23 protein-coding genes and 2 pseudogenes are annotated in these 24,195 nt (G+C 64.2%); 12 read left to right on the forward strand and 13 right to left on the reverse strand.

Annotation, left to right across the window (positions count from 1 at the left end):
• The 4 genes and pseudogenes from QZ609_RS01030 to QZ609_RS01045 form a co-directional block, all read left to right on the forward strand.
• A pseudogene (locus QZ609_RS01030) lies at window positions 1–341 on the forward strand (2-aminobenzoate-CoA ligase); the annotation flags it as partial.
• Window positions 338–754 carry a thioesterase family protein gene (locus QZ609_RS01035; RefSeq protein WP_295489843.1) on the forward strand — a complete coding sequence of 139 codons (417 nt, stop codon included), beginning with the start codon at window positions 338–340 and terminating at the stop codon, window positions 752–754. The pseudogene QZ609_RS01030 and the gene QZ609_RS01035, both read left to right, overlap by 4 nt.
• A gap of 13 nt (window positions 755–767) precedes the next feature.
• Window positions 768–1,160 carry a RidA family protein gene (locus tag QZ609_RS01040; protein ID WP_295489846.1) on the forward strand — a complete coding sequence of 131 codons (393 nt, stop codon included), beginning with the start codon at window positions 768–770 and terminating at the stop codon, window positions 1,158–1,160.
• A gap of 534 nt (window positions 1,161–1,694) precedes the next feature.
• Window positions 1,695–1,895 (forward strand): annotated as a pseudogene (locus QZ609_RS01045) (transposase); the annotation flags it as partial.
• Between the two features lie 7 nt (window positions 1,896–1,902).
• Here the strand turns inward: QZ609_RS01045 and QZ609_RS01050 are convergent.
• The 9 genes from QZ609_RS01050 to QZ609_RS01090 all read right to left on the reverse strand — a co-directional run bounded on the left by QZ609_RS01050 (window position 1,903) and on the right by QZ609_RS01090 (window position 13,147).
• On the reverse strand, window positions 1,903–2,352 hold the full coding sequence (locus tag QZ609_RS01050; protein WP_295489848.1) for a GNAT family N-acetyltransferase: 450 nt from the start codon (window positions 2,350–2,352) through the stop codon (window positions 1,903–1,905).
• Between the two features lie 306 nt (window positions 2,353–2,658).
• Window positions 2,659–4,206 carry a methyl-accepting chemotaxis protein gene (locus QZ609_RS01055; RefSeq protein WP_295489851.1) on the reverse strand — a complete coding sequence of 516 codons (1,548 nt, stop codon included), beginning with the start codon at window positions 4,204–4,206 and terminating at the stop codon, window positions 2,659–2,661.
• A 158-nt stretch (window positions 4,207–4,364) separates the two neighbouring features.
• A complete protein-coding gene (locus QZ609_RS01060; RefSeq protein ID WP_295489855.1) occupies window positions 4,365–5,576 on the reverse strand; it encodes a porin in 1,212 nt (403 codons plus the stop codon).
• A 148-nt stretch (window positions 5,577–5,724) separates the two neighbouring features.
• Entirely contained in the window at window positions 5,725–7,590 is a 1,866-nt protein-coding gene (locus QZ609_RS01065) for a CocE/NonD family hydrolase (RefSeq protein ID WP_365900679.1), read from the reverse strand.
• A 74-nt stretch (window positions 7,591–7,664) separates the two neighbouring features.
• Complete coding sequence (locus QZ609_RS01070; RefSeq protein ID WP_295489861.1) at window positions 7,665–9,245, reverse strand: ABC transporter substrate-binding protein; 1,581 nt, start codon at window positions 9,243–9,245, stop codon at window positions 7,665–7,667.
• Window positions 9,242–10,270, reverse strand: a complete 1,029-nt coding sequence (locus QZ609_RS01075; RefSeq protein ID WP_295489864.1) for an oligopeptide/dipeptide ABC transporter ATP-binding protein — start codon at window positions 10,268–10,270, stop codon at window positions 9,242–9,244. The genes QZ609_RS01070 and QZ609_RS01075 overlap by 4 nt, the downstream gene beginning before the upstream one ends.
• Entirely contained in the window at window positions 10,267–11,253 is a 987-nt protein-coding gene (locus QZ609_RS01080) for an ABC transporter ATP-binding protein (protein WP_295489866.1), read from the reverse strand. Before QZ609_RS01080 ends, QZ609_RS01075 begins: the two co-directional genes overlap by 4 nt.
• Before the next feature lie 8 nt (window positions 11,254–11,261).
• Window positions 11,262–12,086, reverse strand: coding sequence for an ABC transporter permease (locus QZ609_RS01085; RefSeq protein ID WP_365900701.1), 825 nt, complete (start codon window positions 12,084–12,086; stop codon window positions 11,262–11,264).
• An 89-nt stretch (window positions 12,087–12,175) separates the two neighbouring features.
• Complete coding sequence (locus QZ609_RS01090) at window positions 12,176–13,147, reverse strand: ABC transporter permease (protein ID WP_295489870.1); 972 nt, start codon at window positions 13,145–13,147, stop codon at window positions 12,176–12,178.
• A gap of 148 nt (window positions 13,148–13,295) precedes the next feature.
• Here QZ609_RS01090 and QZ609_RS01095 point away from each other — a divergent pair, with 148 nt between their 5' ends.
• Window positions 13,296–14,243 (forward strand): LysR family transcriptional regulator, encoded by a 948-nt coding sequence (locus tag QZ609_RS01095; RefSeq protein ID WP_295489872.1) that lies wholly within the window; start codon window positions 13,296–13,298, stop codon window positions 14,241–14,243.
• 13 nt (window positions 14,244–14,256) lie between these two features.
• Window positions 14,257–14,385 (forward strand): hypothetical protein, encoded by a 129-nt coding sequence (locus QZ609_RS01100; RefSeq protein ID WP_295489874.1) that lies wholly within the window; start codon window positions 14,257–14,259, stop codon window positions 14,383–14,385.
• A 412-nt stretch (window positions 14,386–14,797) separates the two neighbouring features.
• On the opposite strand, the gene QZ609_RS01105 is transcribed toward QZ609_RS01100, so the two are convergent.
• The 4 genes from QZ609_RS01105 to QZ609_RS01120 all read right to left on the reverse strand — a co-directional run bounded on the left by QZ609_RS01105 (window position 14,798) and on the right by QZ609_RS01120 (window position 19,226).
• Complete coding sequence (locus tag QZ609_RS01105) at window positions 14,798–16,102, reverse strand: MFS family transporter (protein WP_295489876.1); 1,305 nt, start codon at window positions 16,100–16,102, stop codon at window positions 14,798–14,800.
• Between the two features lie 215 nt (window positions 16,103–16,317).
• Window positions 16,318–17,535, reverse strand: coding sequence for an MFS transporter (locus tag QZ609_RS01110; RefSeq protein ID WP_295489879.1), 1,218 nt, complete (start codon window positions 17,533–17,535; stop codon window positions 16,318–16,320).
• A 135-nt stretch (window positions 17,536–17,670) separates the two neighbouring features.
• Window positions 17,671–18,507 carry a GntR family transcriptional regulator gene (locus QZ609_RS01115; protein ID WP_295489882.1) on the reverse strand — a complete coding sequence of 279 codons (837 nt, stop codon included), beginning with the start codon at window positions 18,505–18,507 and terminating at the stop codon, window positions 17,671–17,673.
• Between the two features lie 164 nt (window positions 18,508–18,671).
• Window positions 18,672–19,226 (reverse strand): helix-turn-helix domain-containing protein, encoded by a 555-nt coding sequence (locus QZ609_RS01120; protein WP_295489884.1) that lies wholly within the window; start codon window positions 19,224–19,226, stop codon window positions 18,672–18,674.
• Window positions 19,227–19,354: 128 nt separating this feature from the next.
• Here QZ609_RS01120 and QZ609_RS01125 point away from each other — a divergent pair, with 128 nt between their 5' ends.
• The 6 genes from QZ609_RS01125 to modA all read left to right on the forward strand — a co-directional run bounded on the left by QZ609_RS01125 (window position 19,355) and on the right by modA (window position 24,185).
• Window positions 19,355–19,957, forward strand: coding sequence for a GNAT family N-acetyltransferase (locus QZ609_RS01125; protein WP_295489886.1), 603 nt, complete (start codon window positions 19,355–19,357; stop codon window positions 19,955–19,957).
• Between the two features lie 239 nt (window positions 19,958–20,196).
• Entirely contained in the window at window positions 20,197–20,631 is a 435-nt protein-coding gene (locus QZ609_RS01130) for a VOC family protein (RefSeq protein ID WP_295489888.1), read from the forward strand.
• Between the two features lie 269 nt (window positions 20,632–20,900).
• A complete protein-coding gene (locus tag QZ609_RS01135) occupies window positions 20,901–21,053 on the forward strand; it encodes a hypothetical protein (RefSeq protein ID WP_295489891.1) in 153 nt (50 codons plus the stop codon).
• Window positions 21,054–21,076: 23 nt separating this feature from the next.
• Window positions 21,077–22,399 carry an MFS transporter gene (locus tag QZ609_RS01140; protein ID WP_295489893.1) on the forward strand — a complete coding sequence of 441 codons (1,323 nt, stop codon included), beginning with the start codon at window positions 21,077–21,079 and terminating at the stop codon, window positions 22,397–22,399.
• A 46-nt stretch (window positions 22,400–22,445) separates the two neighbouring features.
• The gene (locus QZ609_RS01145; RefSeq protein WP_295489895.1) at window positions 22,446–23,324 is read left to right on the forward strand and encodes a LysR family transcriptional regulator; all 879 of its coding nucleotides are present in this window, start codon (window positions 22,446–22,448) and stop codon (window positions 23,322–23,324) included.
• Window positions 23,325–23,411: 87 nt separating this feature from the next.
• Window positions 23,412–24,185 (forward strand): molybdate ABC transporter substrate-binding protein, encoded by a 774-nt coding sequence (gene modA / locus QZ609_RS01150; RefSeq protein ID WP_295489898.1) that lies wholly within the window; start codon window positions 23,412–23,414, stop codon window positions 24,183–24,185.
• Window positions 24,186–24,195 lie beyond the last annotated feature (10 nt).

Consider the following 24,195-nt stretch of genomic DNA (forward strand, 5'->3'; position numbering starts at 1 on the left):
ACTTCCACTACCACTCGCGCACCGACGACATGATCATCTCGTCGGGCTACAACATCGCCTCGCCGGAGGTGGAGGATGCGCTGATGCAGCACCCGGCCGTGGCCGAATGCGGCGTGATCGGCGTGCCCGACGAGGAGCGCGGGCAGATCGTCAAGGCCTTCGTGGTGCTGCACCCGGGCCATGAGCCGGGGCCCGAGATGGTCAAGGCGCTGCAGGACTTCGTCAAGCAGACCGTGGCGCCGTACAAGTATCCGCGCGCCATCGAGTTCCGCACGGCCCTGCCGCGCAGCGAGGTCGGCAAGCTGCTGCGCTACCGCCTGCGTGAGAACAACAAGCCATGACCACCCACTTCGAGCGCGCCACGCGCATCCGCTTTGCCCACTGCGACCCGGCCGGCATCGTGTACTTTCCGCAGTACCTGGTGATGTTCAACGGCCTGGTCGAGGACTGGTTTACCGATGGCCTCGGCATCTCGTATGCCAACATGCTGGGCCCGCGCCGCATTGGCTTGCCGATCGTCAAGCTGCACTGCGAGTTCAGCGCCATCAGCCGCATGGGCGATGACGTGCAGCTCAAGCTGACACTGGAGCGGCTGGGCAATGCATCCCTGTCGCTGGCGCTCGATTGCTGGGCGGGCGACGAGCAGCGCGTGCGCTCGCAGCAGGTGCTGGTGTTTACCGATCTCAATACGCACCGCGCCATCGCCGTGCCGCCCGACGTGCGGGAGGCCTTGGCCGCGAGCGTTGAACAATAAGAGGAACCGAACAATGCAAGTACTCCTTCCCCCCGGCTGGCCGCGTCCGAAAGGCTATGCCAACGGTGTGTCCGCACGCGGGCGCATGATCTTCGTGGCCGGCATGATCGGTTGGGACGCGCACGGCGTGTTCCATACGGATGACCTCGCCGGCCAGGTGCGCCAGGCGCTGCAGAACATCGTCGAGGTGCTGACCGAAGGCGGCGCCAAGCCCGAACACATCGTGCGCATGACCTGGTACGTGACCGACAAGAAGGCCTACGTGGCCGCCTACCCCGAGATCGGCCAGGCCTTCCGCGAGCTGATCGGCAGCTTCAGCATCGCCATGACGGCGGTGGAGGTGTCGGCGCTGGTGGAGGACCGCGCCAAGGTGGAGATCGAGGTGACGGCGGTGGTGCCGGACTGAACCTCCGGCAAGCGATAACGGCGTACAAAAAAGTCTGTACCCGTACAAAAAAGGTTGTACCAATACAAAAAAGTCCGTACCAAGCGCCGGATTTTGGGCAGTAGGTACCAGTCCGCTTCCGGCTATTGTTGTAGAACGGCGGCTAAGGCGTGATGCGGTCGGCGAAGGCGTGCTCTGCATTGTGCTCAAGCGACATAGCGAGGCGCCTACCCGACGGGTTCACTCTGGACGAGGGGGCCTTCTTTGCGTATCTCCTGACACAGGAGAGGGGGCGCCTGAAACAAGAGTTCTTGCCGAAGGAACTTGTCAGCAAAGCCCTGTGCGCGTGCCAGATCGGGTGATTTTCCGACGTGATCAGGCAAGGTAAAGGGCTTTGCACGCACGGCTGCCTACCCGGTTACTGCGGGGGCATCAAGAAAATCGGGGCAACTGACACAGAGGAAGTCCATCTACTGGCACTACAGACGTGGCTAATGCCCGCGTCGAGATGGCCGGTCGTTAAGCGTTGAAAAAAGTCTAGCCACCCGCGGGAAGGTTGTCATCCCGCCACGTTCGAATCGCAAGACCAAGCGCCGCTACGACCGTGCGCTGTACCGTACTCGCAACCTGGTCGAGCGCTTCGTCAATCGCATCAAACATTTTCGCTGTGTCTCCACTCGATATGACAAGCTCGCCGATAGTGATCTTGTGTTTGCGTCGCTTGCCTGCGCCTTCGGCCCGCTCGTAAGAATGTGAGTAGGAACTATGCCTTTGTAGCACTTGGTTGGCGCAGGTAGTAAATATCCCACTCCGCTTCGTCCGTCTGCTCGAAGCCGTGTCGTTGATAGAAACGGTTCGATTCGCTGCCACGTAATGCGCCTAGGCGGATCGGCATGCGTTGTGAATCGGCATCTGCAATGATCTGTCGCAGCACTGTTGCTCCGATTCCCCGTGCCTGATGTTCAGGCACGATGTACAAGTGGCCCAGGTGCCAGTGGTCTGGTTGGGGGCGAACCAAGAAAAAGCCTACCCGAACACCATCGGCTTCGATGAAGCGGCACAGCGCCGGGTCAAAAGATGCCAGGAAACGTTCCCGCGCACGCTGTGGGTTAAAGCGTCCGAGGCGCTCCAAGCTCTCGCGCATCGCGGCGATGCGAATGCTCGCCAGCAGATCAGCGTCGGATTGCGTAGTGGGAGAGAAAGTCAGGTTCATTTGAAAGCCGGTTATGTCGGGCCCGTAGAAATTGTCCAGCGTAGCAGCCCCTCTCAATTTCGGTCGATTCGCTGGAGAGGATGTGTGCAAGGAGCCTTCCACGAAATGTAAACAGACCCCAGGAAGAAAAACGTCTAACGGCGTACAAAAGTTCGTACCAAACATGGGTTGTTGCGGAACATATGCGCCGGTCCGCTCTCGATTCACGCCGAGCGGCTCTGTGTGCTCGCACCACACTTGATGCGAGCCCAGCGCTGGGCGGAACGACCACATCGTCAACGGAAATAGGGCACTTGGCAGCGAGCGTCAAGCCGCCTGTCTCAGCCGCAGCTTGGCTAACAACTGATGCTGCACCCCGGCCTGCTCATGCAACGCCTCGGCTGCTGCTGCGGCTTCCTCTCCCAACGCGGCATTGCGTTGCGTGACTTCATCCAACCGGCTGATCGCGCGATTGATCTCTTCAATGCCACGTGTCTGCTCCGCCCATGCCGTCGACATCGCAGCATTTGTCTTTGCGACATGGGTCATCGCTTCGGAAATGCCCTGCATGGCGTGCCCGACGACATCCATGTGCTTTGCACCCAATTGAGCGGTGGCAGACGAATGGTGGGTCAACTTTCGGATGTCCTTGGCCGCCTCCGATGCGCGTTGCGCGAGGCTGCGGACTTCGCCGGTGACGACAGCAAATCCGCGCCCGGCGCTGCCAGCCCTGGCAGCTTCGATCGCCGCGTTCAAGGCGAGGATATTGGTTTGGAATGCTATGTCCTCGATGAACGTTGTGATGTCCATTATTCTTCCCGCGCTGTCGATGATTTCTTGCATGGTGACGAGCATCTGTGCTGTGGCGGTGTCTCCCTCGGCGACGGCTTTCGCCGCGTTGCCGGCCAGTTTTACCGCTTCCTGTGCGTGGCTGGCGTTTTGGCGGTTTAGCGCGGCCAGTTCTTCCATCGTGCTGGCGGTCTCTTCGAGTGATGCGGCCTGTTCCTCAGTCCGCACAGAAAGATCGCTATTGCCTTTGGCGATCTCCGCCGCAGCTGAAATGATCGAATCACTCGACGCATGTATGCCGCGTGCAACGCTGGCGAGCTGGACGTCCATTTGTGCGAGTGCCTGCAGCAGCTCGCCAAACTCGTCGTTTGTGGTGGCGACGACGTCGTTCTCGAGGTAGCCGTCGGCGATGCGGCGGGCCACAGCAATGGAGGCATCGAGCGGCCGGGAAATCGCACGAACCAGAGAGATGCCGATCAGCAATGCGGCCAGAAGCGCAAGAGCGACGCTGGCGGCGCACACCCACATCATGCTTCGAGAGGCATCGGCTCCCGATTCCGCCGTCTGCCGCACGTGTTCGGTCTTGATTGCCGCGATGCGATCCACACCTGAGTAGATCACCTGACTCGCGCCAGCGAGCGCATCGAGCAGTTGGTGAGAGTGTTCAGCATCGCCCTTGTCTAGCGCCTCGCTTGCACGTGTGGACAAGGGGATGAACTCGGTGATTGCAGCATCGACGCGTCGCGCGATGTCGCGCTCCTCCGACAATACGGCCTGTGTGGGGAAGTAGCGCCGCCATGCTGCCGTCAGTGCTTTGCCTGTCTCGGCCAGCCGCGAAATCATTGCTTTCTTCTCCCCGGCATTCGGCAATCCTGGCATGCGCATGAGCCCAAGACGAATACGGAGTGCGGAGCTTTCGACAATGGCCAGATCGGCGATGGGTACCGTGTCTTCCACGTACATGTCGCGCATGTCGCTGGTCAGGACCCACATGCCTCGCGCTCCGATCAAGCCAACAATCACGATCAGGATTGCGCAGGACCCAAGTGCGATGACGATTCTGGAGCGGATGTTTCGAGAGGCCATGGTCGTGGAATCGCTTAGCAGGCGTTTTCAAGCATCGGATGCGGGGCCGCGCGCAGCTTGATCGGAATGCTTCTTCTTGGAGCGGCTTCTCGCTGTGGGGCTGCAGACCGATGTGCTGAAGGGCGGCGCAATGCATCGCTTGGCCGCCCGCTTGGGTTTTAGAACGTGTGGCGAATCCCCGCTGTTGCTGCGGTTTGCGTCGTATTGCGACCCGGCGCGCCGCCAATGATGCCGGGGCTGTACATGTTCGACGCACGCAGGTTGGCGACATAGGCGTACAGGTCAGTGCGCTTGGACAGGAAGTAGTCAACGCCGGCATTGAGCTGGGTCAGCCTGCCCTGTGCGCCTGCACCCACGAATGCGTACCGCGATTGCAGCACCGCGCCAATCAATTCCAGATTCGGTAGCACCCAGTAGTTCACACCCAGATCGAAGACGTTGGTGGCGTTGTTGTTGGAACCTGCAGCGGCGAATGCGCCGGAGCTGGCCGCGCTCGTCAATGTGGTCGCAAACGGCGCGGATGTACCGGCGAAGCGCGCCAGCGGTTGCAGCGTGCGAGACCACGAGAAGTACACGCGTGTCTTGTCGAACCGATAGCTCGTTCCGACCATCCACGTGCGAACACAAACGTTGCCTGCGTTGCCGAATGCCGGGTTGCATCCGGCTGCCGACGCGGCCCCTGCATCGCTCGATGTGTTCGTTGCTGCCGTGCCCGTTCCCAGGCCCGATTGCCAGTAGCCGAAACCCAAGCCGAATCCGCCGGCGGTGTAGTTCGCCCCAAAACCGAACGACTGCCCGGCGGCCATCGATCCGGCGGTCTCCCCGAACGCGTAGGTCACGTTGGCCGTGAATCCGCCCCAATTGGGAGTGTCGTAGCGAACCGAATTGTTGGAGCGGTTGCCGCCGACGCGGTCGAGGTTGTTGTCATGCACGCCATTGATGAACGTGCCGAAGTTGTAGACGCTCGCATACCACGTCGCGATTTCATCGATGTAGTCCTTGCGGCGGCCCAACTGGACCGTGCCGAAGTTGCCGGAGAGCCCGACGACCGACGTGCGCCCGAGTGGCAGTCCGCCCTGGGTGGACGCACCATTGTTCAGCGTGATGCCGCCCTCCAGAATGAACATGGCCTTCATGCCGCCGCCAAGGTCTTCCGTGCCGCGCATGCCCCAGCGGGACTGCTGCAGGTTGCCGCTGTCCAGGCCGAAGCGGGTGCCCGTGCCGTTCGTGCCGACGACCTTGCTGGCATAGGTCACACCGCTGTCCAGCAACCCATAGAGCGTGACGCTCGACTGTGCGCGAGCGCCGGTGGTGCAAAGGCCTAGTCCGCCAGCTACCAGAAGTGCTGTCCGAATGGTTCGATAGTGCATGGTGATTGCTCCCCTTTTTGTGTCGTACATCCCATTGAAAAACCTGTCGATCGCAAGCGACCTGTCAGCGTGAAGACAAAGTGTCCCCCCGGGAGCTTCGCTAAGCGAAGCTCCCGATGAATCGGCAAACGGAAAGGCGAAAGGCGCGCTAGTGCGTGGCGGCTAGCATTGTGGGTGGTGGCCTCAACCCGACGAGCGACGCGATTGGCACGATCGGCAACACCACGTGGGACGCAAAGTCCGCCCCCACATGCACCGTGTTGAGTGCGATGCGGGGTGCGCGTGCGAGCGCAGGCGGTTCCCCGCTATTCGGGTTGACATCAAAATGCGGGAAGTTGCTGCTCGAAATGTCGAGCCGGATACAGTGTCCCCGTTTGAATAGATTGGCCGTTGCAAACGGCTCGATCGTGATCAAGAAGACGCGGCGCTGTTCCAGCACTTCCGGCTCGGACCAGGACTTGTGGAAGCGGCAGCGGAAGATGCCGTCGGTGATGTTCATCGCGTAGCCCTGCGGGTAGTCGTCGTTGGGCGGGCAGACGTCGATCAACTTGGCGGTGAAGTCGGTGTCCGGTGCATCGGAGTCGACCCAGAGCTTCACCTCGATCGGCCCGATGACTGCAACGTCCTCTTCCAAGACCGGGGTCTGGAACACTAGTACGTCGGGCCGAGCGGCCAGCGGCATGCCGGTATCGTCGGCGCCAAAAAAACGCGCCGTCTCACGTTGGTCGAACGCGCCACCCTCGAATACCGGCGCGCCGGAGGTCAGGGCGCCGCCGATTGTCGGCACGGGGTTCGACGGGTCGAAGGCGTATGAAATGGCGGCGCCGATTTCAGTCGGCTGCTCGGTCGACAGCGTGCCGTCGGCGTGGAGGTAGTACGGCGTGGGCTGCGTCTGCGGCAATGGCCACTGCGGCGATTCGATCCAGCGTCCGCCATGTTGCATGCGGCCCTGGGCGTTGCGCTTGCCGCCGCCTCCACCCATGAGAAAGATGCGCGCCACCGGGTCCGCCAGGTCCACTGTGGCGGCAGGCGACTGCGGCTTCAGCCACCGATCGAACCAGCGCGCCCGGAATGCGAGCCAATCGCTGTCGATCTGTCCTTCGATCATCGCTGACGGGCCAAAGTCCACGTCGCCGCTGAAAGGCGTGTTGCGATCTCCATGCAGCCACGGCCCCATGATCAGATACGCTGGCGCCGCGGGCGTGTCAGACAGCGCGGCGAAGTTGTCCAGCGTGCTGCGGACATAGGCGTCGTACCAGCTCGACATCATCACGGTTGGCACGCGCGTCATCGTGTCGTAATAGCCTTGCGCGTAGATGCCTGACTGTTTCCAGTAATCGTCAAAGGCGTCCTTTGTCCATTGCTCGAACAAATACGCTTCGTATTCCGGTACGGCCGCGAGCGGCGAATGCCCCGGACGCCACGGCATGCGGCCAAACCATTCGCGGAGGTCCTGCGCATTGAGCGCGGCGGCCACGACGGGGCTGCGCAATGCGGGCCCGCTGGTATGGGCGCGGTTGAACGCCCACGTGGCTTGCTTCAGTTCGAACGCGCCGCCCTGGCGGATGCCGCAGTGGTAGCCATTCGAGAAGCCGCCCGAATCCATCACCATGCACGCGAGTCCCGGCGGATTCAGGCAGGCGGCCGCCAACTGCGTGTGTGCCGCATATGAGAGCCCCATGGTGCCGATCTTGCCGTTCGACCACGGTTGCCGCGCCATCCAGACCATCGCGTCGAAGCCGTCTTCCCCTTCGGAGACGTACTTGGTGAAGACGCCTTCGGAGTCATAGCGGCCCCGGCAGTCTTGCATCACGACCGCGTAGCCGCGCGCTGCGAAGTAGCGGGCGATGTCGGCCCGTTTTGCGGGCGGGCAGCCTTGATGCACCTCGGAGCGCGAGACTTCCCGTTTGCCGTAGGGCGTGCGTTCGAGAACGATCGGCAGCGGAGCATCGATGCCGATGCGGTAGCCGTCCGGCAGGTACACGTCGGTCGCGAGGCGCACGCCGTCGCGCATTGCCACCATCACGTTGCCCAGTGTCGGCGTAGCCTCCGGCGCTGCTGTGCACACGCCGGAAATGGAGGGTTCTTTCATGGTCGTTGGATGTCGGTGAAGAGCAGGGAGGTGCGTTCCGCCTTGTTCGGCCGAAACACCACGCCGTTTCGGGTGGCCCAGTAATTGACAGGGAAGTAGAGCGGCACGATGGCGACATCCTGGAAGCCCGCATAGGCGGCCTCCTGCAGCAGCCGGTCGCGCTGTTGCGAGTCGAAGCTCTGCGCGGCCTGTGCAAGCAGTTTGTCCACCACCGGGTTCGAGTAGCGCGTGCGATTGAACGCGCCGGTACCCAAGTCCCGGTCGTAGCTCGCAATCACGTTGGTCAGACCGTTCGCCGAGTCGCTCGTGCTGTTGCCGAAGCTGAAGACGAATGCGCTGTAGCCGCGCTTTGCCGCGGCGCCCGCATAGACGTTGTAGGGTTGCGTCACGACGTTCTTGATCGTGATGCCGCCACGCGCCAGCATCGAACCGAGGGCCTGCCCGAGATCGCTGTCGCCAGCAAAGCGGTCATTAGATGAATGCAACGTCAACCCGAAGCCGCTCGGGTAGCCTGCCTGAGCGAGCAGCTTGCGTGCACCCGCCGGATCGAAGGGTTGCGGCTGCAGACGCGGGTCGTAACCGCCGAGGCCTTCTGGCACGATCTGACCGGCGGGCACGCCGGCCCCGGGCAGCAGATGCTGCGTGATGGCCGCGCGATTAATCATCATCGATATGGCCAGTCGCACGCGCCTGTCGCGCAACGGGTTCGATGCGATCGGGTCGCCATGTGTGTCGGTGACGAAGGGCGAGACCTCTCGTGACGAGTCGAGCGCGAGATAGATGAGGCGTGCCGATGCCGACGATACGAGCGTGACGCCAGGCGCGCGGCGCAGCCGGTCCAGCGTGACGGGCGGCACGTTGTCGATCAGGTCCACCGCGCCTGAGAGCAGCAGCGATAGCCGCGATGCATCGTTCGAGACATAGCGGATCGTGCACGTGTCGAACTGCGGTCGTGTACCCCAGTAGAAGTCGTTGCGGATCAGTTCTACGCGATCGCCGGGAATCCAGCGCTTCAACCGGTATGGGCCCGTGCCGACCGCGACGGCCGGCGAGCCGTAGTCGCTGCTCGAATGCCCGGTTGCCGCACGTTGCGAAACGATGTAGACCATGCCGACCTGCTCGACGAGTGCCGGCGACGGCGTGATCGTGTGGACGCGCACGGTGAGCGGTGTCGGTGTCTCGATGCGCGCGATGTTGGCCACGGCGCCGCTGAACGGCGCGGGGCTGTTCGGCACATTGCGGGCACGCTGCAGCGAGAAGGCGACGTCTGCCGATGTGAACGGAGAACCGTCCTGGAACCGGACGCCCGGGCGCAGTGCGAATTCCCACGTCGTGGGGTCGAGCGCACGCCACGACACCGCCAGGCCTGGGTGAATCTGCAGGTTGCCGTCCTGCGAAACCAGTCGTTCGAAGATGTTCTCTGCCGACTGGATGTTGTTGGCCGTGCGCGAGAACAGCGGGTCCATCGACGACGGCTCGGACGTGACCGCCATCGTGAGCGTGCGGGCCTGGGCTGCACTGCCGCCGAGCGCATACAGACACGCCCATGCGCACAGCAGGAAAGCGATTCGCTTCATTGCGCCTCCGGCATCAAGTGGCACGCCGTCTGATGGTCGGCGCCTGTGGCACGCAGCACTGGACGTTCGACACGGCAGCGCGGCATGGCATGCGGACAACGCGGATGGAAGTGACAGCCTTCCGGCGGCGAGAGCGGCGAAGGGATCTCGCCCTTGATCGATTCAAAGCGCCGCTTGCGGTTCGATAGGCGTGGCACCTGCTCCAGCAGCGAGATGGTGTATGGATGCTGCGGGCTCGCAAACAGCGTTTCCGTCGGTGCCGTCTCCACGATGCGGCCGAGATACATGACGGCGACGCGATCGCTGATGTGTTCAACGACACCAAGATCGTGGCTGATGAACAGATAGGTCAGCCCCAAGTCCCTCCGCAGTTGCATGAACAGATTGATGATCTGCGCCTGAATCGAAACATCGAGGGCGGCGATCGACTCGTCGCAGATCAGGAAATCAGGCTTGACCGCGAGCGCCCGGCCAATGCCGATGCGCTGCCGCTGGCCACCGGAAAACTGGTGTGGAAAGCGTTGGCGAAAATCCGGGTTGAGGCCCACGCGTTGCATCACTTCCACGACATAGTCGTCGAGATGCCGACGTTCGACGATGCCGTGCACAAGCGGCGCTTCACCAATGATGTCGCGCACGCGCTTGCGCGGGTTCAACGACGACAACGGGTCCTGGAACACCATCTGTGTCGCGAGCCGGTGGCGCATGCGCTGGTGCCCCGCCGACGTCGGATGCGCTTCATAGGTCTGAATCCGTCCTTCCGTCGGCGGCACGATGCCGGCCAACATGCGGCCGAGCGTCGATTTTCCGCAGCCGGACTCGCCCACCAGACCGACGACTTCGCCACGGTGGATGGTCAGGCTCACCTGATCCACGGCATGCACGGTTTGGTCTGAGACATTCGCGCCGAGCCACCCTGCAATCTTCTCGGCGTAATTGAGGCGCCGGACGAATCGGCGTGAGGCTTGTTCGGCGGTGATCAGCGGCGCGGTCAATTGAGGGGCGTCCATGCGGGGCGCGTTCATGCTTGGGCTCCTGCGCGCATGTCGCGCGGATGGAAGCAGCGGAACGAATGGGTCTCGCTGCCTTGCACAGTGGGTTCCTGGGTCAGGCAGATGTCGGTGGCATGGCGGCACCGGGGCGCGAAGGCGCAGCCCGCCGGCAGTTTCAGGGCGGACGGTGCGATGCCGGGAATCTGATGTAACGGCTCGCCACGCCGCACGTTTTCCGGCACCGAACCGAGCAGCCCGATCGTGTAGGGATGGCGTGCGTGCGTCAGGATCGTGTCGATGTCGCCCGTCTCAACCACGCGGCCTGCGTACATCACGCAGATGCGGTCGGCCAGTCCTGCCACGACGGCGAGATCGTGGCTCACCCACACCATCGCGGTATTGGAGCGGGCGCAGAGTTTCTGCATTTCAGCCAGGATCTGCGCCTGGATCGTCACGTCGAGCGCCGTGGTCGGCTCGTCAGCGATGATCAGTTCCGGCTCATGCAGCATGGCGATGGCAATGGCCACGCGCTGTCGCATGCCGCCCGACAACTGGTGCGGGTAGACCGACAGCCGCTCATCGGGCGAGGGGATGCCGACCGCCGCGAGCGCATGGCGGGCGCGTTCGCGCGCTGCTTCGTGTGACACCTTGGCGTGTGCGCGCACGGCTTCGATCATCTGGGTGTCGATACGCAACACCGGATTCAGGGTCATCATCGGATCCTGAAAGATCATCGCGATCCGGTTGCCGCGCAGTTGACGCAACGCCTCGGGGGTGAGCTGGGTCAGGTCGATGCCCTTGAACAGCACACGGCCGCCGACGATGCGGCCCGGCGCGTCGATCAGTCCCAGGATCGAGAACCCGGTGATCGATTTTCCGGAACCGGATTCGCCGACCAGACCGACGATCTCGCCGGGACGGATGTCGAAGCTGACGTCGTCGACCGCTTTTGCGACACCGGCATCGGTAAAGAAGTGCGTGCGCAGATGCTGCACGGACAGGGTGGGCGTAAGCATGTCGTGTCCTACTTCTGCAGACGGGGGTTGAGCGCTTCGCGCACGCTGTCGCCGACGATGTTCATGCTGAACACAAGCGACAGCAGCAGAAGCCCTGGAAAGACGCTGATCCAGTAGAAACCCGCGATGAGCTGCTGATAGCCGTTTGCGATCAGCAGCCCCAACGATGGTTGTGTGGCCGGCAAACCGATGCCAAGGAAGCTGAGCGTCGCTTCGGCGGAGATGGCAGCCGCGACCTGCACCAGCCCGATGACGATGACCGGCGGCAGGCAGTTCGGCAGCAGTTGGCTGAAGAGCGCGCGCCGATGGCTGAAGCCCAGACACAGCGCAGCCTCCATGTATTCCTTGCGGCGTTCGACGCTGGCGACGGCACGCACCGTCCGCGCGAAGTAGGCCCATTGCACGACCACGAGCGCCAGGACGACCTTGTCGACGCCCTGCCCGAGAATGGCGAGCATCATCAGCGCAACGAGAATGGTGGGGAAGCCCAGCATGACGTCGACGGCGCGCATGATGAGCGTGTCGATGTGGCCGCCGAAGTACGCCGCGACCAGCCCAAGCGTCGTGCCCAGCGCCATCGCGAACAGCCCGCTCGTCAGGCCAACACCGAGGCTCGTGCGCAGGCCGTACATCATGGCGGCGAGCATGTCGCGCCCCAGGGCGTCGCTGCCGAGCAGGTACAGATGGCCGGTGGCGCCGCGCATGCCGGGGGCGAGCCGGCCGTCGACAATGTTCAGTGCCGCCAGATCGTAGGGATTCTGCTGCGCAAGCCAGGGGGCGAAGACCGCGACGGCAACGAGCGCGAGGCAGATGAGTGTCGCCACGGCGACCATCGGCCGCCCGAAAATGCTGCGCAGCACGATGCCCGACGTGCTGTTGCCCTCGGGCCACCAGGATGGCGCGGCGAACTGGAAGGTGGTTTTCATGCAGCCTCCAGGCGAACGCGCGGATCCAGCACCGAATAGATGATGTCGACCACGAGGTTGAGCATGGTAAACATCGTGACGACGATCAGCAGGTAGGCGACCACGACCGGCCGGTCGAGCTTCATGATGCTGTCGATGATCAGCTTGCCGACGCCTGGCCAGGCAAAGATCGACTCGGTCACTGTTGCGAAGGCGATCAACGAGCCGAACTCCATGCCGACCACGGTCACGATCGGGATCATGATGTTCTTGAGCACATGCACGAAGATCACACGGCGCTCTCGCAGCCCCTTGGCGCGGGCGAACTTCACGTAGTCGAGCGGCAGCGTTTCACGAACACCGGCGCGGGTGAGCCGCGTCACGAGCGACATCTTGAAAAGCGAGAGATTGAGCGCAGGCAGAAGCAGGTGGGTGACGCCGTCCCATGTCGCCAGGCTGGTGTGGATACCCAGCACCGTGCCGAGTTCGCCGCGGCCAGCCGAGGGCAGCCAGCCGAGCGTGACGGAGAAGATCAGCACCAGCATCGTGCCTTGCCAGAAATTCGGCAGGCTGAAGCCGAGGATGGATCCGGTCATCACGGTGCGGTCCAGCGCTGAGTTTGCTTTGAGCCCGGCCAGCAGGCCGAGTGGCACGCCGACCAGCAGCGACAGCACGAGGGCGATGACTGCCAGTTCCAGCGTGGCGGGGAGCCGTTCGAGAATCAACTGGATCGACGGCTGATTGAATACGAACGATCGCCCAAGATCGCCATGCAGCGCGAGGTTGATGAAGTGGAGGTATTGGTGCCACATCGGCTGGTCGAGCCCAAGCGAGTGGGTTGCCTGGGCAATTTCGGCGGGGCTGGCGTCTGCCGGTACGAGGATCTGAATCGGATCCCCGATCGCAAACACCCCACAGAACACCAATATCGATGTGAACAGCAGCACGCCAATGCTCTGCACGAGCCGCCGTATGATGAAAGCGATCATTGCCTCTCTGACCTCAACTGATGAGAATGTCGGTCCGCACCGACGGGTGCCCCTGATGCCCGGACTGCCGGACGTGCGTAATCATTGGGCCGATAAAAGCAACCTGCAACCTTATGCAGATCTGATATAGCGTTATGCGAGGAGCGCCGTGAACCTGAAGCAACTGGAAGCTTTTGTCGCCATTGCCACACTGAGTACAACCACCGCGGCGGCGCAGCGCTTAGGTGTGTCTCAGCCGGCAGTCAGCCGTCTGCTTGCCCAGCTGGAAGCTCACCTGGGGCTGAATCTCTTCGTGCGTGAGCAGGGGCGTCTGACGCCAACGCGTGAGGGCACTGCACTGGTGCAGGAGGCGGAGACGATCGTCCAGGCCGCCAAATGCCTGGAACGGCATGCGCGGCAACTGCAGCTTGGGGGCATGCGGCGCAAGCTGGTGCGCATCATGGTTCCGAATACGATCGCGCAGCATCTGTTGCCGACCGTGATCGAGCGGTTCTATGCCAGGCACGATGATGCGGTGCTGGAGGTGTTCTCCGGCACGTACGATCAGTCTGAACGCGCACTGCTGAGCCGCGAGGTCGACCTGGCCTTAGTACGCTTGCCGATGGGGTTGCCTGGATTCAGGGTCCGCCACGAATTCGAGGGTGAGTCGGTGTGCGTGATGGCGAAGGGTCATCCGTTGGCCGCATTGGAGTCGGTCAGCACGCGCGATCTCGACGACGTGCCACTGGTGTTGTTGTGGGGGCGAAGCCAGCTCCGTCATGAAGTCGATATGGTGTTCCGGCGCGCCCATATCACGCCGCAGATTGTGGCCGAGGTGCATTCGATCGGCGTGGCATGCTCGATGGCCTCGCGCGGGATTGGCGTGACCATCGTCAACCGGCTGCTTGCCAATTGCTGCGATACAGAGTCGTTCACGATGCGGCCTTTCCATCCGGTCATTCGCTTCAGTTCCGGTATTGCTTCTTTGGATGCTGAACCGCTTAGTCCGACTTGCGTTGCCTTGGCAGAAGAACTGGCAGAAGCATTGCAACATCCGTTTTCACTGCGAGTGAGCGGCACATCTGCCGACGGGGAAACTGTGCCCGCTTCTCGATAGATCGAGCGGGAACGTGGATATCGCCATCTCAGTTCAGGAGGCTATCGAAAAACCCATGGACGAATTTCGTCTGCGTGCCGACGAACTGGGTGCCGATGATCCGGCCAACCTGCCGACCGGCCCGCGATTGCTGCAACCCTGATCATGGCGTCTGCACATAGCAACGGCCCTGGCCGCGTGTGCAAATCGAATTGACAACAAGCGTGGGCAACTGGCCAACTGGCACGCAATTCGGTGGGGAAGGTCGCTCCCCGTCTATAGCTCTCCCATTCTCACGCGGTGCTCTACCGGCGTCGGCAAGTGATGAAAAAAGCTGGCCAGCTAAGCGCCATGCGGTTGGCCAGACTTTGTGTGCGTTGCTTGTTTGTTGAGAAGTCAGTTCGGTACAAACTTTTCGTCTTGTCGGTTTTGGGACGCCTCAGCTAGATCAACGACTTAAAGGTGATTCTGGTACGAACTTTTTTTCTGCCGCTAAGCGAACCGTGCACGAAAAACGGCGCTCCGCCGTCAAGCGGAGCGCCGTTGCTTTTCCTGCGCTGCAGATCAGGCCATGTTCATGGCTCGTGACGCAGGTAGCCTTCCTTGCTCGGATCGGGCATGAAGTACGACACGATGAGCGACACGGCACACAGCGCGGTCACATACCAGTAGAAAGTCGATTCGCTGCCGGCCTGCTTGAACCACAGCGCAACGTACTCGGCCGAGCCGCCAAACACCGCATTGGCGACGGCATACGACAGGCCCACGCCCATCGCACGCACTTCCGGCGGGAACATCTCGGCCTTGATCAGCCCGCTGATCGACGTATAGAAGCTGATGATGGCCAGCGCCACGGTCACCAGGCCGAACGCGGCGTACGGGCTCGACACGGTGGCCAGCGCGTGCATCAGCGGCACCGTGCCCAGTACCGACAGCACGCCGAACAGCAGCATCGACATGCGCCGGCCGATGCGGTCGGACAGTGCGCCAAACACCGGCTGCAGCACCATGTAGACGAACAGCGCCCCCGTCATCACGCTGGACGCCGTCTTCGCGTTCATCCCCGCCGTGTTGACGAGGTACTTCTGCATGTAGGTGGTGAAGGTGTAGAAGATCAGCGAGCCGCCGGCGGTAAAGCCGACCACGCGCAGGAACGCGCCCTTGTGCTGCCACACGCCGCGGATGGTGCCGGCGTGCTCGGCCTTGCGCGAGGCGGCGGTCGAGGTTTCGTCGAGCGACCGGCGCAGGTAGAGCGACACCACTGCGGTGAGCGCACCGATCACGAACGGGATGCGCCAGCCCCACGCCTTGAGCTCGGCGGTGGTCAGCAGCTGCTGCAGGATCACCAGCACCAGCAGGGCGCACAGCTGGCCGCCGATCAGCGTCACATACTGGAACGAGGCGAAGAAGCCGCGCCGGCCCTTGAGCGCGACCTCGCTCATGTAGGTGGCGCTGGTGCCGTACTCCCCGCCCACCGACAGGCCCTGGAACAAGCGCGCCAACAGCAGCAGCAACGGTGCCAGCGCGCCGATCTGCGCATAGGTGGGCACCACGGCAATCACCAGCGAGCCGCCGCACATCATCAGCACCGAGATCATCATCGCGCTGCGGCGGCCGCGCCGGTCGGCAATGCGGCCGAACAGCCAGCCGCCGATCGGTCGCATCAGGAAGCCCGCCGCAAACACTCCCGCTGTGTTCAGCAACTGCGTGGTGGTGTTGCCGCTGGGGAAGAACGCCGGCGCGAAGTACAGCGAGCAGAACGCATAGATATAGAAATCGAACCACTCGACGAGGTTGCCCGACGAGGCCCCGACGATGGCGAAGATGCGCCGGCGGGTGTCATGCGGGTCGACTACGTGCTGGTCTGCTGCGAGGTCCATGGGTGGGTCTCCTACTTGAGATGTTCTTGTGAGGCGTCGCCTGGTGTTCCGGATTGTAGCGACATGCGAAGGCAGGCTGCGCCCGGGGTTGTCCCGATGCCGGACTGGCGCGTAAAAAACGCCAGGCAGGGTGCTGGCGTTTTCCTTGTTCGCGGGGTGGGCGTACCCAATTCTGCGAGACCACCCGCGGGTGATCCGTGTGTTCTGACGACGCCTCAGCGCGTGCCCAGCCGCGCGTTGAACACCAGGCGCAGCCCCAGCGCCACCGCCGAGGCCACCGCGCAGAACGTCATCAGCCCGCTCCAGCGGGCGGCGTTCCACGCCAGGCTCGCGCCATACGCGCCCACCGACATGCCGATGAACAGCGAGGTCATGAACACCGCGTTGATGCGGCTGCGCGCTTCCGGTGCCAGCGCGTAGATGATGGTCTGGTGCGACACCAGCGCCGCCTGTACGCCCACGTCGAACACCAGTGTGCCGATGATGATGGCCACCAGCGACTGCGGGAACAGTCCCATCGCGGCAAACGTGACCGCCATCACCAGCGCGCCGCCCACCACGATGTTGCCCGGCGCCACGCGCCCGGACAGCCGCCCGGCGATGCTTGCGCCCAGCGCGCCCGCCGCACCGGCCAGCCCCAGCAGGCCAGCCTGCCCCGTCGACAGCCCGAGCGTGCTGGTCAGGTGCAGCGCCACGGTCGACCAGAACCCGGAAAACGCGATGCCGATAAAGGCCTGCGTCACGGCCGACGCCCGCAGTTGCGGGTGCTGCGCAAACAGTGTCCCCAGCGAGCGCAGCAGCGTGAAGTACGGCTGCCGCGTGGCCGGCGCCACGCCAAAATGCGCCGCGCGCACGGCCACCGCCAGCCCGACGATCGCCACCGCCGACACGCCAAACGCCGCGCGCCAGCCGAAGTGGTCCGCCACGATGCCGCTGAACACGCGCGAGCTGACGATGCCGATCAACAGGCCCGTCATCACCGTGCCGATGTTGCGATTGCGGTTGGCGTCGGTGCTGATGGCGGCGGCGCTGGGCACGAAATCCTGCGCGATGGTGGCCGACAGGCCGATCGCAAAGCCGCACGCCGCCAGCAGCGGCAGGCTGGGCGCGAGGCAGCTGCCGATCAGCGCGAGCGTGAGCAGCACCGCCTTCCACAGGATCACCAGGCGGCGGTCGTAGCGGTCGCCCAGCGGGCCGAAGAAGAAGATGCCGCTGGCATAGCCGGCCGCCGTGAGCGTGGGCAGCACGCCCAGCGCGTGCGGCGCGATGGACAGGTCGCGGCTGATCAGGCCCAGCAACGGATGGTTCAGGTAGATGCACGCCACGCTGATGCCGGCACCGGCCGTCAGCAGGCGGATCAGTCCTTGGGGTTCAGCGGCGGCGGTGGTCTGCGCGGCAGGCGCAGACGTGGGGGAAGCAGGGGATGCCGGCATGAAAACCTCGCGGAGGAAGGTTGCTGCATCGCAACGAAGCGGCGATCCTAGCAACTTTCCGCGCGGCCTGCTGGCGGCCAATAGCCCTGTTGGAAGTGATGCTGATGGGGTGGGCGCCGGAGCGTGGACGGGTGCTCAGGCGTGCCCGCCGTTGGTACCGTTCTGCAGCGGCGGCTCGTCTTCTTCCACGTCTTCGCTGTGGCCGCCGCGCGTGTCGTGGCCGGCGTTGTCGATCCACAGGCGGGCGCGGTCCTCGCCCACGCGCGACAGCTCCATGCGGTATTCGTAGCGGTCGGGCCGGTACAGGCCCTGCAGCAGCTGCACCGGGCGCCCGCTCATCTCGCGCACGATGCGCTGCACCGACAGCAGCGGCGCACCCACGGCCACGTCCAGGTACTGCGCCGTCGCCACGTCCGCCAGCCGCGCCGACACCACCTGCGACGCCCGGTCGATGCGCACGCCCGAGGCCTCGATCAGCCGCAACAGCGACTGGTTCGCCAGCCGCTCCAGCGTCAGCTTGCTGGTCACGTCCAGCGGCAGCCAGGTGGTGATGAGCGCCATCGGCGCGTCTTCCAGATGGCGCACGCGCACCAGCTTCTTGATCTGCGTGCCGGGGGCGACCTCCAGGCACTTGGCCTCGTCGGGCGGCGCCAGCACGTCTTCAAATTCGACCACCACGGCCGAGGTGCGCTCGCCCACGTCGATGATGTTCTGCAGCAGCGTCTGCCCACTGCTCATCGCCAACGGATCGTCGGGACGCACCACGAACGTGCCCATGCCGCGGTGCCGGCGCACCAGCCCTTCCTTGACGAGGTAATCGAACACGCGCCGCATGGTGACGCGCGACGCGCCAAACTGCCGCGCAAGCTCGATCTCGCCCGGCATCGGCCCATCCCCGAATTTGCCTTCGAGAATCTGCTGGCGCAGGACGACGTAGATCTGGTGGTAAAGCGGTACCACGGCATCGGGCATGGCAGTCGCGGTCCGGATGATTGCGGCGAGGTGTTGGGGCAGGCCGAAGCGGAGGACGGCCGGCGCGCGCGGAAAAGGGAGCGCGAATAGGACGGCCGAACGCGGCGCGTTGGCCCGTACATCCGCGACGATAGGGGGTTTTGCCTACCGTGTAAAGTTGTGTGTTATGTGCCGGTGGCCTGCCTTGCTGCAGGTTGGGCCGTAGGGTCTGTCACCACTTCGACCGTGAGGCCATAGTGCGGATTCGGCTCCCGCATCGAATCCTTGGGCGCCACCGCCTGGCCCGCTTCGTTGACCAGCGCCGCGTGGATCAGCGTGCCGCTCTGGCGGTCGCGCAGCAACACCGGGCCTTGGCCGTCGGGGGTGAGGTAGCGGTCGCCCCACTGCATCAGCGCCACGATGGCGGGCAGCAGGTCGACGCCGGCGCGCGTCAGCCGATACGCATCGCGCACGCGGTCGCCGGGTTCCTGGTAGGGCACGCGACGCAGGATGCCGTAGGCCACCAGCGCCTTCAGCCGCGACGACAAGATGGCCGACGAGCAGCCGATCCTGCGCAGGAACTCATCGAAGCGCGTCACCCCGGAAAACGCCTCGCGCAGCACCAGCAGCGTCCACTTTTCACCCACGATCGACACGGCGGCCTCGATGGAGCACGGCTCATCCATCGACGACACGATCTCGGAAGCAGGCGGAACAGGGAGGGATTCGAGCGTCTTCATACGCAACAGCATAGTCGAAGCTAACTTTACTTGCAAAAGTCAGGGTTTCTGCTAAGCTGGGTTCAATTCCAAAAGCTAGCCGGCGATCCCGGCGGCTGTGAACGATCCACCGCGTGAGGAGACCCCACATGCTGTACACCATTCACCGCTATCCCGCCCAATGGATCGATCGCTGGACCATGCATGACGGCTCCGTCGCCACCGTGCGACCGATCCTGCCGCAGGACGCCCCGCTGGAGGCCGCGCTGGTCGAGGGGCTGTCGTCCGAGTCGCGTTATTCACGCTTTCTGGTGGGCGGCGGGCGGTTGTCCGACGAGATGCTCGCCGCCTATACGCAGATCGACTATGTGAGCCACCTGGCGCTGGTCGTGAGCGTGGCGGACGCCGATGGCGGCGGTGAGCGCCTGATCGCCGACGGCCGCTTCGTCATCCAGGAAGACGGGGTGGCCGAATTTGCCATGCTGGTGGCCGATGCGTGGCAGGGCAAGGGCGTCGGCCGGCGCCTGTTCGCCACGCTGGTGCGTGCTGCACGGGCCGTCGGCGCCCGCGAGATCTTCGGCGAGGTGCTGTCGATGAACCGCCGCATGATCGCCTTGGCGCGCGATGCCGGCTTCCACGTCGCCAGCGTGCCGGGCGACGCCACCGTTTGCACCGTGCGTCTGCCGCTCGAGACGTCGCCGGTTCCGGCGCCGCGTGCCTCGCTCCCGTTTCCACTTGCCGCTGCCGTCTGACGGCCTGTCTTCGTGCGCATCCACGCGGATGCGTGCCTACCGTGTGTCTCTTTCGCCGCCGCTGTGCGGCTTCTTTTTTGCTCCATTCATCGAAAATGGTGATGCTCAGAGCAAAAAAACATCGTTTTCCTAAATCAGACGACTTGCATAGACTGCCTCTCGTGGCCCGGCGCGAGGGTGCCCCCCATCCCGTGCCGGTGCTGCCCAATTCCGTTGAACCCTCTTCCACACCCCACACCATGAGCGAAGTCACGCCTGTGCTTGCCCCCTTCCACCTGGCTTTCCCCGTGCACGACATTGCCGCCGCGCGCGCCTTCTATGGCGACGTGCTCGGGTGCCCGGAAGGCCGTAGCGCGCCGGACTGGGTGGACTTCAACTTCTACGGCCATCAGATCGTCGCCCACCTGGCGCCGGAGGAGGTCGGCCACCGCAAGACCAGCGCTGTGGATGGCGACGCCGTGCCGGTACGCCACTTTGGCGTGGTGCTCTCCATGCCCGAGTGGGAAGCCGCCGCCGACAAGCTGCGCGCCGCCGGCATCGACTTCATCATCGAGCCGCACATCCGCTTCAAGGGCGAGGTGGGCGAGCAGGCCACGATGTTCTTCCTCGACCCGTCGGGCAACGCCATGGAGATCAAGGCGTTTGCCAATATGGCGTCGCTGTTTGCCAAGTAAATCCAACTCTATCGGGCCGGCATTTTCTCAAGTCGCCGGCCCGTAAAGAAAGATCGCGAACGCGGCGATTTTTCTTTACGGGTCGCAATTTCAATTTCTCAAGTCGTCCATTGCATTCGGGCTTTTCGATGAAAGCCCGTGGGAGCGTTCGTTCTTCGTTTTCGTAAAAACCTGGATGCCGCGCCAAACGGCTTGCTGCCGCGGCAAAACAAGGTTGGTGCACACGCTGCACCGGAAACGAATCGATATTCACCAAGCAGGATTGAAAAATGGGCATGGTCATCGCCCAGGAGAGCGGTCGCGCATCGAACGATAAAAACAATGGATATTGCGCTGGCATAGCTCTTGCCATTACCGGATTCCAAGGCATTCGCGCCGCTGATTCAATGCCTATAGAGCGCGAAGCCGGAATGTCGTTCTGACCAACCAAAGGAAGAGCCACACCATGTCCAGCGCCCCCGCATCCACCCTGCCGTTGGCCGACGCGCCACCGGTGTCCGACGCCAAGACCACCGCGCGCAAGGCCGCGCTCGCCGCCGCGGCCGGCACGGCCATCGAGTATTACGAGTTCGGCGTGTACGGCTACCTGGCCGGCACCATCGGCCCGCTGTTTTTCCCCAGCGACAACGCCACCGCGTCGCTGCTGGCCATCCTGGCCGTATTCGGCAGCGCCTTCCTGATGCGACCGGTGGGCGGCATCGTGCTCGGGCGCCTGGGCGACCGGCTGGGCCGGCGCGCGATCCTGCTCGTGACAGTGATTGGCATGGGCGTGGCGACCGGGCTGGTCGGCCTGCTGCCCACGGCCGCAAGCGGCGGGTTGGCGGCACCGGTGCTGCTGCTGTTGATCCGCCTGGCGCAAGGCTTCTTTGCCGGCGGCGAGGTGACGGGCGCGGCGGCCTACGTGGCCGAATCCGCGCCGCGCGGCCAGCGCGGGTTCTACGGCGCTTTTACGCCCGTGGGCGTGGCCGTGGGCGGCGCCCTGGCGGCCACGGTGTGCGGCGTCTCCAGTGTTGTGCTCGGCGCGGAGCAGATGCAAGCGTGGGGCTGGCGCGTGCCGTTCCTGATGGCGATCCCGATGGTGATCGTGTCATCGATGGTGCGGCGGCGCGTGGAGGAATCGGTGTCGTTCCAGCAGTTCCAGGCGCACCACGAGCCGCCCAAGACACCCCTGCGCGAGGTGCTGCGCGAGCACGGCCGCAGCGTGCTGCGCGTGACGCTGCTCGCCTTCGGCCAGAACGTCGGCTACTGGGTCGGGCTGGTGTTCATGAACCTCTACCTGAGCACGCACCTGAAGTACGACAAGACTACGGTGTACTGGATCCTGGCCTTCGTCAGCATCAGCATGGCGTTCCTGATGCCGGTGTGCGGCGCGCTGTCGGACCGTATCGGCCGGCGCAAGGTACTGGCGGCCGGGTTCCTCGGTTACATGGTGCTGGTGCTGCCGATGATGCTGCTGATGGACCGCCACAACATCGGCCTGGCCTTCCTCGCCATGCTGGTGGTGGCGCTGCCGCTGCCGGTGGTGCAGTCGGTCGGCTACCCGACCTATGCGGAGCAGTTCCCGACCCGCGTGCGGTACACCGGCATGGCGTTCAGCTTCAATATCGGCGCCATCGTGGGCGGTGGCATCACGCCGTATGTGGCCACCGCGCTGATCGGCCAGACCGGCAACCTGTTGATGCCCGGCTTCCTGCTGATGGGCGGCGCGGCGGTGGCGCTGCTGGCGCTGTGGGGCGTTCGCGAGACCGCGCACGACGCGCTCAAGTAACCGCTACGCGTATGCTTGGGGTCTTGCACCACCCCCACACGACCCCATGCTTCGCGAGCTGAAGACCTTCATCGCCGTCGCCCGCCACGGCACCTTTGCCGGCGCGGGCGAGCGCATCGGGCTCACGCAATCGGCGGTGAGCGCGCAGATCCAACGGCTGGAAGAGTCGCTCGGCTTCCAGCTGTTCGACCGCACGGGCCGCTCGGCCACACTCAATGCCGCCGGGCACGATGCCCTGGCGCTGGCCGAGCACATCGTCGCGCTCTACGACAAGCTGGGCGAGCAGGGCGGCAGCAGCGAGCAGCGCGGCATGGTGCGCGTGGGCGCGATCGCCTCGGTGCAGTCGACCTTCCTGGCTGATGCGCTGGTGCGCTTCCGCGCCGAATTCCCGCATTGCCGCGCGCGCATCCTGCCCGGCGTGTCGCTGGACCTGCTCGGCTTGGTGGACGCGGGCGAGATCGACGTCGCCGTGCTGATCCGCCCGCCGTTTGCCGTGCCGGCCGATCTGGAATGGCGCACGCTGGTGGCCGAGCCCTTCGTGCTGCTGGCCCCCGCCAGCCTGCCCGGCGACGACTGGCGCGCACTGCTCGCGACCGTGCCCTTCATCCGCTACGACCGCCGCTCGTTCGGCGGCCGCCGCGTTGATCAGTTCCTGCGCGACCAGCACATCAGCGTGCACGAGGCGATCGAGCTGGATGAGTTGCAGGGCATGGCGCAGTTGGTGGCGCGCGGGCAGGGCATCGCACTCGCGCCGCAGACGTTCGGGCAAGGCCCATGGCCCGCCGGGGTGCGCGCGATCGGCCTGGGTGACGACACCTTCTTCCGCGAGATCGGTCTGGTGGAGCGCCCTCGCCATAGCCGGCAGCCGATTGCCGGACGGCTGGCCGAGTGCATCGACGAGGCGGCGCGGTATTGCACAACCTGAATGCCCGACATTTGACGGCACTGCGTTGACCGGTCGTTATATCGGCTCGTATATTACGGTCCGTCCTTGTTCACCTTGGAATCTGCCATGCAACGTTTTTCGCTTCCGTGCCGCGTGCGTGTCATCGGCCTGGCGGCCGTGCTGTCGCTGGGGCTGTCTGCGCAGGCGCAGGCCGCCGATCTGGTGGTGTCGGCCGCCTCCAGCCTGACCAATGCCTTCAAGACGCTTGCGCAGCAGTATGAGACGCAGCATCCGGAGACGAGGGTCGTGCTCAACTTCGGCGCGTCCGACGTGCTGATGCAGCAGATCGTGAAGGGCGCGCCGGCCGATGTGTTCGCCTCCGCCGATCAGGAAGCGATGGACAAGGCCGTGGCCGAGAAGGTCATCAAGGCCGAATCGCGGCGGGATTTCGTCGCCAACCAGCTCGTGCTGATCGTGCCCACCACCGGCACGGTGCCGGTGCATGCGCTGGCGGACCTGACCAAGCCCGAGGTGAAGCGCGTGGCGATCGGCAACCCGGCCTCGGTGCCGGTGGGCCGCTATGCCAAGCACGCGCTGGAGGCGGCCAAGCTGTGGGAGCCGGTGTCGGCCAAGGCGGTGCTGGCGCAGAACGTGCGCCAAGCGCTGGACTACGTGGCGCGCGGCGAGGTCGAGGCTGGTTTGGTGTTTGCCACCGACGCGGCCATCGCCGCCGACAAGGTGAAGGTGGCGCAGCCGGTGCCGCTGAACGTGCCGCTCACCTATCCGATTGCCATCACCGCCGGCACGAAGCAGCCGCAGCAAGCGGCCGACTTCGTGACGTTCGTGCTGTCGCCGGCGGGCCAGGCGATCCTGGCCAAGTACGGCTTCCTGAAGCCCTGATCGGGCGGTA

Source organism: uncultured Ralstonia sp. (assembly GCA_913056305.1).
Classification (GTDB): Bacteria; Pseudomonadota; Gammaproteobacteria; order Burkholderiales; family Burkholderiaceae; genus Ralstonia.